This window comes from Solidesulfovibrio sp., assembly GCF_029978005.1.
Lineage (GTDB): Bacteria > Desulfobacterota > Desulfovibrionia > Desulfovibrionales > Desulfovibrionaceae > Solidesulfovibrio.
Map to the genome: position 1 here is coordinate 1 of NZ_JARKOZ010000115.1, position 10,509 is coordinate 10,509.

Here is a 10,509-nt window from a genome sequence, read left to right on the forward strand (position 1 = left end):
CGCATTTTAAGAAAGGAGGGGAGACGCCATGACCAAATCGTATCTGCTGTTCAAGTGCGACGGCGAAGGACGGATTCCCTTGGTGTTCTTCACCGCCGACGGCGAGACCGAAGCCCGCGAAGCGCCCACCTGGCTCAAACGCAAGCACCCCGAGCACCAGGGACTGCGCCTGGAACCCGGGGAGTTCTACGAAATCATCGAAAAAGACCTCTGCGACCAGCAGGAATGGGACGCCGCCCTGGCTGTCCTCGGCAACCCCACCCCCACAACGAACCACAAAAAATGAACCCTCCCCCGATTCTCCGCTCCTTTCTATCCGATCTCCCGCAATATCTCGCGGGCGGCGGCGGCGGGATCGGGGGCCTTGGTGATGGGCCGGCCGACGATGATGTGGCTCGCGCCGGCGACGATGGCCGCCCTGGGCGTGGCGGTGCGGGTCTGGTCGTCGCGCAGGCTGTCCAGGGGGCGGATGCCGGGGGTGGCGATGACGGGCCTCACGCCCAGGTTCTTGCGCAAAAGCGCCGTTTCCAGCGGCGAGCACACCACGCCGTCGGCTCCGGCGGCCAGCGACGTCACGGCTCGCAGCCGCACCAGGTCCGCCAGGCTGCCGGCGAATCCGGATTGTTGGAGTTCGTCGGAACCGAGGCTTGTCAGCACCGTGACGGCCAGGATCTTCGTGCTTCCCTTGGCCTTGGCCGCGGCCTCCACCACCTGCGGATAGCCGTGGACCGTGGCCAGGGCGATGTCGTGGCCGGAAAGCTGGGCGACGGCCAGCATGACCGTCTGCGGGATGTCGTGGAACTTGAGGTCCAGCATGACCTTGTGGCCCCGGTCGCTCAGGGCGTCGCACACGGTGAAGCCGGCCTCCAGGAAGAGCTGCAGCCCCACCTTGAAGAAGCCCACGTGGGGGGCCAGTCGGTCGGCCAGTTCCAGGGCGTCGGCGGCGGTGGGCACATCCAGGGCGACGATGAGGCGTTCGTCGCGGCTTGCGGATTGCGGCATGGGGGAAACCTCCGGCTCGTATGGCGTCCCGGGCATGGCACGGGCGTGACGCCGCGCCGACGGCCAGACGCGGCTTTCGTCTCTTGGAACGACAATGTCGTGTTTTTCCAGGGGATGCAACGCTAAAGATCGGCGTAGCGCTCGATGCGCTTCTTGTAGGCGACGAGGCCGTCGGCCATGCCCTTGGCCAGGGCTTGCAGGTAGGCCTCGGAGGTCAGGCGCTTGGCCTCGTCGGGGTTGGTGATGTAGCCGAGCTCCACCAGCACGGCCGGCATGTTCGCCCCGATGAGCACGAAAAACGGAGCCTCGTGGGGTCCCCGGTCCCTGGTGCGCCAGTCTCCCCGCAGTTCGGCCAGGGAACGCTTCTGCACGAACCTGGCCAGGTCCTTGGACTCGGCCGTCTTGGCCGAGAGCATGAGATCGGTGAGGATGGCTTGCAGGTCGCTGACCTTCTTCTGGGACACGGCGTTTTCCCGGGCGGCCACACGCACGGAATCCCGGGAGCTGGCGAGGTTGAGCGAATAGGTCTCCAGGCCCTGGGAGCCGGCGTCGCCGTGGGAGTTGCAGTGGATGGAAACAAAGAGGTCCGCGCCCTTGGTGTTGGCCATCTCGGTACGGGTCTCCAGAGGAATGAACACGTCCGTGGTGCGGGTGTAGAGCACCTCGAAGCCCTTCCTGCGCAGCGTCTCGCCGAGGATCTTGGCGAAGCGCAGGTTCACGTCCTTTTCCGTCACGCCGTAAAGGCCCTGGGCTCCGGGGTCCTTGCCGCCGTGGCCGGGGTCTATCATGACCGTGCGCACGGACAGCCCCAGCTGTTCGAGGAGGTTGCCGGCGCGCTTTTTGGCCTCGGCCGGGGGCAGAGTCTTGAGCGCGGCCTTGTCCGCGGCCGAAGGAGCGGAAACCGCGCCCTTCTTCGATTTGCCGGGCGGCGGCCCCTGGTCCGGACCGGCCTCGGCGGCGGGCGGGGAACTTTGCTTGGGCGGCGCGGCCTCGGCGCGAAATTCCGGGGCCTTGCCGTCGCCCTGGCCCGGGCCGGCGGTCAGGTCCAGGACCACGCGGAACGGGTCGGCCTCGGAGTGGATCTCGTACTGGCGCACGTCGGCGAGCTCCAGCACCACGCGCACGGTCTCGGGCGTGAAGTAGCCGGCGCGCAGGCGGCTCACCGCGCCCTTGGCGAAGCGCTTTTCCGTGGGCACGTCCCCGCCGGTGCGGGTGTTGTCGAGGTCGATGTAGAGGAGCCGGGCCGTCTCGCCGTTCGGACGCTTCTGCTCCAGGAGCTGGTAGCGAAAGGAGGTTTCCCGGTCGAGGCTGAGCGTCAGCCGGCCGCCGGTGGAGCTTTGGGACACGGACGCCCGGGCCAGGACGGCGGGCTTGGCCGGGCTGGCCGGCGGCGGGCCGGCTTTTTTCTCCGGGGCCGGCGCGGCGGCCTTGGCCGGGGACTTGTCCGGCGCTTTGTCCGGGACTTTTTCCGGCGCGGCCGCCCCGCCCAGTTCGGCCAGCATGGCCTTGGCCCGGGCGGCCATGTCGCCCTTGGGATGGAGCTTGAGCAGCAGTTCGAGGTCGGCCTTGGCCTCGTCGGGCTTCTTGAGCGGCCCCTTGAGCAGGTCGGCCCGGCGCAGCAGGGCGTCGTCGGCCCAGGCGTGCCCGGCGTAGGCGTCGGCCATGCGCTTGTAGAGGGCGGCCGCGGCCGCGAAGTCGGCCTCCAGGTAGGAGCGCGCCCCCAGCTCGGCGTTGGTCCAGGCCGGGTAGTAGAGGATCTTGGCGGCCAGGGGATCCTTGCCCGCGGCCTTGGCCAAGGCGGCGAAACGCGCCTCCAGGGCCTTCCACAGGTCGCGCCGGCCCGAAGAGTTCGGGGCCTTGCGCAGCATGTCGAACTCCTTGACCGCGGCCTGGTAGTTGGCGGCCACGTCCCCGGCCGGAGCCGGCCAGGCCGCCGCGAAGCACAGGACCACGGCCAGGACCGCCGCCCGCGCCAGCATCTTGAGGGAAACGCTTTCCGCCACGCCCTGGGCCTACTCCACGGTGACGGACTTGGCCAGGTTGCGGGGCTGGTCCACGTCCTTGCCCAGGTAGTCGGCCATCTCGTAGGCGAAAAGCTGGAGCGCCGGCAGCATGAGGAAGGTGGACAGCGGTCCCCAGGCGGCCGGGATCTCCCAGGGATGGTCCACGTCCAGGTCGGCCCCGGGCTGGGTCAGGGCCACGATCTTGCCGCCGCGCGCCTGGACCTCCTGGAGATTGGACTTCACCTTGGGAAAAAGCCCGTCCATGGGGGCCAGGGCGAAGGAGGGGAACTTCGGGTCGATCAGCGCGATGGGGCCGTGCTTCATTTCGCCCGCGGCGTAGCCCTCGGCATGGATGTAGGAGATTTCCTTGAGCTTGAGCGCTCCTTCCAGGGCCAGGGGGTAGCACAGGCCCCGGCCGAGGTAGAGGAAGCTGCGGGCTTCGGAATAGACCCGGCACAGTTCCCGGGCGCGCTGGCGCAGCGCCGGCAGGATGCCTTCGAGCAGGGTCGGCAGTCCCTCCAGGGCGGGCACGCACTTCTCGGCCGCCTCGGTCGGCAGCACGCCCCTGCGCTGGCCGAAGGCCAGGGCCATGAGGGTGAGCAGCACCAGCTGGGAGCACATGGCCTTGGTGGAGGCCACGGAGATTTCCGGTCCGGCCTGGGTATGGACCACCACGTCGGCCTCGCGGGCCACGCTCGAGCCGACCACGTTGCAAAGCCCGATGACGCGCGCCCCGCGCGACTTGGCCAGGTGGATGCCGGCCAGGGTGTCGGCGGTCTCGCCGGACTGGCTGATGGCCAGCACCGTGTCGCCGGGGCCGAGGATGGGCTCGCGGTAGCGCAGTTCCGAGGCGATCTCCACCCGGGTCGGGATGCCGGCCCACTGCTCCATGAGGTACATGCCCCACAGGCCGGCGTGGTAGGAGGTGCCGCAGGCCACGATGAACAGGCGCTCGGGCACGTCCAGGGCGTCGAGCTCGGGCAGGGAGGCCCGGTTGGTCTTGTGGTCCACCCGGCCGGCCAGGCAGTCGGCGATCACGCGCGGCTGCTCGAAGATCTCCTTGAGCATGAAGTGCTTGTAGCCGCCCTTCTGGGCCGCCGAGACGTCCCAGCTGATGTGGCGCACCTCTTTCTGGATCGGGGCCAGGGTGGCTGCGTCGAGCACCTGCCAGGAACCGGCGTCGATGCGGGCCATCTCGCCGTCGTCGAGAAAGACCACCTCGCGGGTGTAGGGCAGAAAGGCCGGGATGTCCGAGGCCAGGAAGTTCTCGCCCACGCCCACGCCCATGACCAGCGGCGACTGCTTGCGCGCGGCGTAGAGCATGCCCGGGTTGTCGCGGCTGACCACCACGATGGCGTAGGAGCCCTCGACCCGGGACAGGGCCTTGGAGAGGGCCTCGGCCAGGGAGCCCTTTTCCTTGAAATAGCGGCCCACGAGCTGGGCCAGGACCTCGGTGTCGGTTTCCGAGACGCAGCGCACCCCGGCCTCGGCCAGTTCCTTCTTGAGTTCCTGGTAGTTCTCGATGATGCCGTTGTGCACCAGGGCGATGGAACGGGCGGCGTCGCAGTGGGGGTGGGCGTTTTTCTCCGTGGGCAGGCCGTGGGTGGCCCAGCGGGTGTGGCCCACGCCCGAGGTGGCGAGGTAGACGTTCTGGGCGGCGAGCCTGGCCTCCAGGTTGGCGAGCTTGCCCTCGGCCCGGACCGTGACCAGGTCCTTGCCCTGGAGAAAGGCCACGCCGGCCGAATCGTAGCCCCGGTATTCCAGACGCCGCAGACCTTCAATGATGACCGGGACGGCCGGCCGGTGTCCGCAATACCCTATGATGCCGCACATATGCATTCTCCCCGGCGCGCCTTGGCGCGATCCGCTTGGACCCGAGCCGCCCCGGGCGACCGGCTCGCCCGCGCGCGGCGGCAGGCCGCCTTGCGGGCCTTCTTAGCCCGGCTGGACGGCCGATGCAACTTGCCGCCTCGGGCCGCCCGCCCGGGCGTGACGGCGGTTTTTTCGCATGGGTAACAAAGAAACAGTCCTCTTTTGAGAGAATTTTTGACTCATTCTTTCGCCCTGGTGGGTCAATAATTCCTCTCCTGGCAACAGCCTGTTATCCCACGAAAAACCCGAGAACACCCCCCTGCGCCCCAACGCCTGCCCGCCAAAACTGTGCGTCAAAGTCCCACACCCGGTCCCGCCTCTGTCACATGGCTCGCCAACACATTCTAATAAAACGTCTTTTTTTACGGACCGGTATTTGCCATACTGCCACAAACCCCTAGGCACGCCGCGGCGTACGCCACGCCTCCGGACACCGTCCGTCGGGCGGCTTCGGCGGCGTTTCCGGCGAGCCCTGGGGATGGGGCGGCGCGCCGTCCCGGCGGGACGCCCCGCGCCGGGACGGCTTTCGGGTCAAACGCGTGCTTTGCGGCGGGAGGTTTCGGGACGGCAATAACCAGAAACGGTGGGGGGATGTGATGACGCTGGCAATCTTGATCGCCATTTCCTTGATGTGGCTGCCCGTGGGCCTGCTCTTCCTCGGCTACGGCGAGGCCAAGGGCACGGGGGCCATCTGCGCCTTCGTCGGCATTTGCGTGGTGGTGGGCGCGTTCGTCAACGCCGTGCAGGGCGACGCCTTCACGGCCGGGCTGCTCTTCGCCCACGGCCTGCTCTATTGCGTGGTGGCCTACGCCCTGCTGGCCGGGCTTACCAGCATGGCCTCGGTCGGCAACGTCAGCCTGACCGTGGCCATCGTCTCCTTCATCTACATGCTGCTCTACTACCACGTGAAGGGCAGCGGCTACTTCACCCTCGCCTGCGCCGGCTACACGGTGCTGACCCTCGAGGTCTGGCTCAACGCCTACGGCAAGCTGTCGGCCAAGCTCCTTGCCTGGTCGCTGATCATATGGGTTCCGGTCGGGCTTTACATCCCGGCCTTCTTGCTTCTGTCGGGCAAGCCCCTGCCTTTCTAGGCCTGGCTCGTCCGCGGCCCGGACCGGTTCCCGGTCCGGGCCTGTTCGGTTTTCCGTCGTCGGTCGCTTTTCGGGAACATTCGCCATTGGAGGAGGGAATCATGAAACGTGTGTTGTGCATTCTCGCGGCCGTCCTTGCGATGTCGGCCGCCATCCGCGCCCAGGCAGCCACCGAGGTGCGGATGACGGGCGACGCGCTCGTCTACGGCAACTTTTTCGCCAACCGTAATTTCACCGGCTGGAACAGCGCCAAATGGATCAACGAGGCCGGCACCATCCAGCCCGCCGGCTCCAGGACCGAAGACCGCTTCGAAATCTGGGAACGCTTCCGCCTGCGCACGGACTTCGTGGCCAACGAGGCCGTGAAGTTCCGCCTGGGCGTGATGGTCGAGGACGTCTGGGGCCACGGCACCTTCACCGCCGCCAACCCCAGCGCGGCCGTGCTCGTCTACCAGGCCTACCTGATGTTCAAGTGGCCGGGCTGCGACATCCAGATCTCCGCCGGCCTCCAGCCGGCCTCGATCCCGCAGTCCTCGTTCTTCGCCGGCAGCATCGTCTTCGACGAGAACGTGTCGTCGCTGATCATCACCGCGCCGCTGATCCAGGACCACCTGAGCCTGGTCCTGGCCTACGTGCGCACCATTTCCAGCGACCGCACCTTCGCCCCGACCACCCAGTCGATCTACTCCAACGAAGAAGGCTACATGCTGGCCCTGCCCATCACGTTCGACGGCTTCAAGGCCACGCCGTGGGCCTTGTTCGGCGTGGGCGGCAAGGGCGGCCACTACCTGACCGAGGCCGGCTGGGCCGAAGGCCTCATCTCCTCGGGACTGTTCTCCATGGCCCCGGTGGGCTGGAAGAACAACTTCATCACCGCCCTGTGGGCCGGCACCACCCTGGAAATCTCGGCGCTCGATCCCTTCAAGTTCTACGCCGACGTCATCTGGGGCGAACACGGCATGAACGAGTACAGGAAGAACGTGCGCGACGGCTGGTTCATCGACGCCGCAGCCGAGTACACGGGCCTGACCATGGTCACGCCGCAGGTGTTCGGCTTCTGGTCCACGGGCGAGGACAGCTCCACCCGCAACGGCTCCGAGCGCATGCCCAACTTCTTCCCCGGCTCGGGTCGCGGCGGCGAGCACAACGGCGGCACCCAGAGTTGGAACGCCGGCAACAGCTTCCTGTTCGACGGCGGCCAGGAACTGGTCAAAGGCTCCAATATGGGCATCTCGCCGCTCGGCGCCTACGGCTTCGGCGGATCGCTCAACAACGTGAGCTTCATCGACCGCCTCACCAACCGCCTCACCGTCGCCTACGTTCACGGCACCAACTCGTCCAAAGCCATCCGCTACGCCAACTTCGTCCTCGGCAGCAACCCGATCTTCCAGATGGGCCGCGACCTGACGGAGAAGGAATGGGTCATCGGCCTCAACTTCGACACCAAGTACATGCTCTACGAAAACCTGGCGCTCATCATGGAAACCGGCTGGGCCCACCCCAGCGAATTCCAGAAGAGCGTCTGGGGACGCCGCCTCGCCAACAAGGCCGAGGACGCCTGGAAAGTCTCCTTCGGGTTCAAGTACACCTTCTAGCCGCACCGCATCGACCGCGACCGACGACCAGGCCGGCCCCCGAAAGGGGCCGGCCTTTTGCGTGGAGGAAGGGGGAATGCCTCCGGCGGCCGGGAGGGGGTGACCCCCTCCCGGACCCTCCCCGACGGGTGCGGGTGGGGAGGTGGTCGGGAACGGCAGGCGGCGAGGCGTCGGTCGTTGTGGTCTGGGAAATGGGGCGGGCGCCAGCGGCGAAGCGCCGCATTTCAAGAAAAATTGCCTTTAAGAGGCTTTCAAAAGTAAAATTCCTTCAAACTTCGCCCCGAAGGGGCGACGGGCCTGCGAGGCCGGAATCGGCCCGGCGAGCCTGGAGCGAAGCGACGGCATCGCCGGGTCGATTCCGGCCTCGCCGATGCACTCCCGCCCACGACCATGCCTCCACCCGCCTACCCCTCTCCCGCCTCCCAGCGAGGGGGACCGGGGGGGATCATCCCCCCCGGCCGCCGGAGGCATCTTCCTCCTCTACCCTCTCCCTCTCCGTGTCAGAGGATGGGCGAGAGCAGGCGGCTGAGCATGACGCCGGTCTTGAACAAAAACGAGCGATCCTCGTAGTCGTCGGCGCTGGCGCGTTGGCAGTGGGAGAAGTCTTCGAGCAGCATGGTCTCCACGGCCCGGATGAAGTCCGGGTCGGCCACGGCCATGGTGATCTCGAAATTGAGCCGGAACGAACGGTTGTCGCAGTTGGCCGTGCCGACCGAGGCCATGACGTCGTCGACCAGGATGACTTTCTGGTGCAGGAATCCGTCGCCGTAGCGGTAGAATTTGACGCCGAGGGTTTCGAGGTCGGTCAGGTAGGAGAAGGAGGCCAGGTAGACCATCTTGTGGTCGGGCTTTTTGGGCAGCATGACGCGCACGTCCACGCCGCGCAGCACGGCCAGTTGCAGGGCCGAGACGATTTCCCGGTCGGGGACGAAGTAGGGGCTGACGATCCAGACGCGTTTGGCGGCGGCGCTGATGGCCTGGAAGAAATAGAGGTCGCAGGATTCGATGTCGTCGGCCGGACCGGTGGGCAGGACCAGCACGGGCATGTTCCCGGCGGGCGACGGCCGCAGCTCCCAGTCCAGGGCGAGCATGGTCCGGGTGGCCCAGTACCAGTCCTCGGCGAAGGTGAGCTGCACGAGAGTGGCGGCCGGTCCCTGGCAGCGCACGTGGGTGTCGCGCCAGTGGCCGAGGCGGGGGCTTTTGCCCATGTATTCGTCGCCCACGTTGTGGCCGCCGACGAAGGCCGTGCGGCCGTCGGTCACCACGATCTTGCGGTGGTTGCGGAAGTTGAGCTGGAGGCGGTTGCGCCAGCCGAGGGTGGTGTTGAAGGCCGAGACGTGGATGCCGGCCTTGCGCATGCCGTCCAGGTAGTCCTCGGACAGCTTGTGGCAGCCGATCTCGTCGTAGAGGAGGTAGACGGCCACGCCGGCCCGGGCCCGGGCCGTGAGGCGTTCCTTGAGGGCCCGGCCGATGTCGTCGTCGCGGATGATGAAGAACTGGACCAGGACGTAGGACTCGGCTGCGTCCACGGCGGCGAAGATGGCGTCGAAGGTGGCCTGCCCGTCGACGAGGAGCGCCACTTCGTTGCCGGTGGTGAACGGCAGTTCGGCCAGGCGCTCGAGCACCGGGAAGATCCCGGGCACGCCCGGGGCCTGTGTGTCGGGAAAGGCGCGCAAATGGTTGAGCTCCGGGGCCAGCGCGTCCACCACCCGGTCGCCGGCCCGCCTGGAGGCCACGTAGCCCTGGAAGCGGTTGCGGCCGAGCACCCAGTACAGGGGCACGGCCAGGTAGGGAAAGGTGATCATGGCCATGACCCAGGCCATGGAGCCCTGGGGCGAACGGGCCGTGAAAAGGGCCCGGGCCGCCGAGAAGACGCCGATGGCGTGGCAGCAGGCGAGCAGGAAGACGAGCATGAATCCTCCCTCGTGCAAACGGGCGCGCTCCCTTCCGTCGGAAGCCTCCCGGCTTGACCATGTGTGCTTTTGCTTATACCGACGTGGGCAATACGGCAAGAATCCTTGCACAAAACCGCAACGACGCCCACCGGAGGCCAAGCCCATGCCAGACGCCGCCCTCGACCTGACCCTCTCCGCCCCGGTCCACGCCACGGACGCCGCCGTGGGCCGCGTGGAAAACGTCGTCATCGACCCGCACCAGGGCAAGGCCACCCATCTGGTCGTGCGCGAGGACGCCCTGCCGAACACGCTGCGGCTGGTGCCGGAAAAGTTCGTCGCCGCGTCCGGCCCGGACGGCGTGCGGCTGAACATCCCGCAAAAGCGCTTCGCCGCCTGCAAGCAGTACATCCAGGAAGACTACTATTCCCCGGCGTTCTTCCTGTCCCTGGCCAAGGCCGAGGACGTGAAGCTTCCCATGGCCCCGTCCTCCTGGACCGTGGAGCATCCGGCCACGCCCGAGGGCTCGGTGGCCCTGGCCGGGCACGAGCCGGTGCGCGCCAGCGACGGCAAGGTCGGCCGGGTGGACGGCGTGCTCACCGAGCGCCACACCGGCCGGGTGACGCATCTGCTCCTGCGCACGGGGCATTTGTGGGGAACGCGCGAGGTGCAGGTGCCGGCCGGGCTCGTAGCCGGCTACGAGGACGGAGAAGTGGTGCTGTCCGCCACCAAGGCCGAAGTGGGCGCGCTGCCGGACGTGCACGCGGGCTAACAGAGAGGGGAAGAAAGCCACCGGCGGCCAGAGGGCTGCCGCCCTCCGGACTCCCAAATAAAATTAAACGGGCTCCCGGCAGCAGATCGCCGGGAGCCCGTTTTTTTGCAGTTCGGGCTACGGGGGAACGGCCTGTGCGGCCCTAGTGTCGCGTCCTCAAAATTAATACATATTTAAGCGACCAGCGGTTTGCCGGTGTAGGTCCACTTGAAGGGCTTTGCCCAGAGCTCGTTATAGTTCTTGATGTACTCCATGATCTGGCCGACGAGTTGTTGCTTTGAG

8 protein-coding genes are annotated in these 10,509 nt (G+C 67.2%); 4 read left to right on the forward strand and 4 right to left on the reverse strand.

All coding sequences use genetic code 11. The features are described 5' to 3' along the window. Positions 1 to 28 precede the first annotated feature (28 nt). The gene (locus Q1K70_RS13360; protein WP_300160484.1) at positions 29 to 286 is read left to right on the forward strand and encodes a hypothetical protein; all 258 of its coding nucleotides are present in this window, start codon (positions 29 to 31) and stop codon (positions 284 to 286) included. Between the two features lie 26 nt (positions 287 to 312). Here the strand turns inward: Q1K70_RS13360 and pyrF are convergent, their stop codons facing one another. From pyrF to glmS, 3 genes are all read right to left on the reverse strand, one after another. After that, on the reverse strand, positions 313 to 1,002 hold the full coding sequence (gene pyrF / locus Q1K70_RS13365) for an orotidine-5'-phosphate decarboxylase (RefSeq protein ID WP_300160487.1): 690 nt from the start codon (positions 1,000 to 1,002) through the stop codon (positions 313 to 315). Between the two features lie 122 nt (positions 1,003 to 1,124). Then, entirely contained in the window at positions 1,125 to 3,005 is a 1,881-nt protein-coding gene (locus Q1K70_RS13370; RefSeq protein ID WP_300160490.1) for an N-acetylmuramoyl-L-alanine amidase, read from the reverse strand. A 9-nt stretch (positions 3,006 to 3,014) separates the two neighbouring features. Next, a complete protein-coding gene (glmS, locus tag Q1K70_RS13375) occupies positions 3,015 to 4,838 on the reverse strand; it encodes a glutamine--fructose-6-phosphate transaminase (isomerizing) (RefSeq protein ID WP_300160493.1) in 1,824 nt (607 codons plus the stop codon). Between the two features lie 635 nt (positions 4,839 to 5,473). Here glmS and Q1K70_RS13380 point away from each other — a divergent pair. Together Q1K70_RS13380 and Q1K70_RS13385 are read left to right on the forward strand one after the other, a co-directional pair. Further along, complete coding sequence (locus Q1K70_RS13380) at positions 5,474 to 5,968, forward strand: AmiS/UreI family transporter (protein WP_300160496.1); 495 nt, start codon at positions 5,474 to 5,476, stop codon at positions 5,966 to 5,968. Positions 5,969 to 6,069: 101 nt separating this feature from the next. Further along, positions 6,070 to 7,563: an outer membrane homotrimeric porin gene (locus Q1K70_RS13385; protein ID WP_300160499.1), complete on the forward strand. Its 1,494-nt coding sequence runs from the start codon at positions 6,070 to 6,072 to the stop codon at positions 7,561 to 7,563. Positions 7,564 to 8,063: 500 nt separating this feature from the next. Here the strand turns inward: Q1K70_RS13385 and cls are convergent, their stop codons facing one another. Further along, entirely contained in the window at positions 8,064 to 9,476 is a 1,413-nt protein-coding gene (gene cls / locus Q1K70_RS13390) for a cardiolipin synthase (RefSeq protein WP_300160502.1), read from the reverse strand. 145 nt (positions 9,477 to 9,621) lie between these two features. On the opposite strand from cls, the gene Q1K70_RS13395 reads away from it, so the two are divergent. Further along, on the forward strand, positions 9,622 to 10,227 hold the full coding sequence (locus Q1K70_RS13395; RefSeq protein WP_300160505.1) for a hypothetical protein: 606 nt from the start codon (positions 9,622 to 9,624) through the stop codon (positions 10,225 to 10,227). Positions 10,228 to 10,509 lie beyond the last annotated feature (282 nt).

Bases quoted from the DNA above. Each gene is read 5' to 3' on its own strand.
- cls (WP_300160502.1), bottom strand. From the start codon at position 9,476: ATGCTCGTCTTCCTGCTCGCCTGCTGCCACGCCATCGGCGTCTTCTCG.
- Q1K70_RS13360 (WP_300160484.1), top strand. From the start codon at position 29: ATGACCAAATCGTATCTGCTGTTCAAGTGCGACGGCGAAGGACGGATT.
- Q1K70_RS13395 (WP_300160505.1), top strand. From the start codon at position 9,622: ATGCCAGACGCCGCCCTCGACCTGACCCTCTCCGCCCCGGTCCACGCC.
- pyrF (WP_300160487.1), bottom strand. From the start codon at position 1,002: ATGCCGCAATCCGCAAGCCGCGACGAACGCCTCATCGTCGCCCTGGAT.
- Q1K70_RS13380 (WP_300160496.1), top strand. From the start codon at position 5,474: ATGACGCTGGCAATCTTGATCGCCATTTCCTTGATGTGGCTGCCCGTG.
- Q1K70_RS13385 (WP_300160499.1), top strand. From the start codon at position 6,070: ATGAAACGTGTGTTGTGCATTCTCGCGGCCGTCCTTGCGATGTCGGCC.
- glmS (WP_300160493.1), bottom strand. From the start codon at position 4,838: ATGTGCGGCATCATAGGGTATTGCGGACACCGGCCGGCCGTCCCGGTC.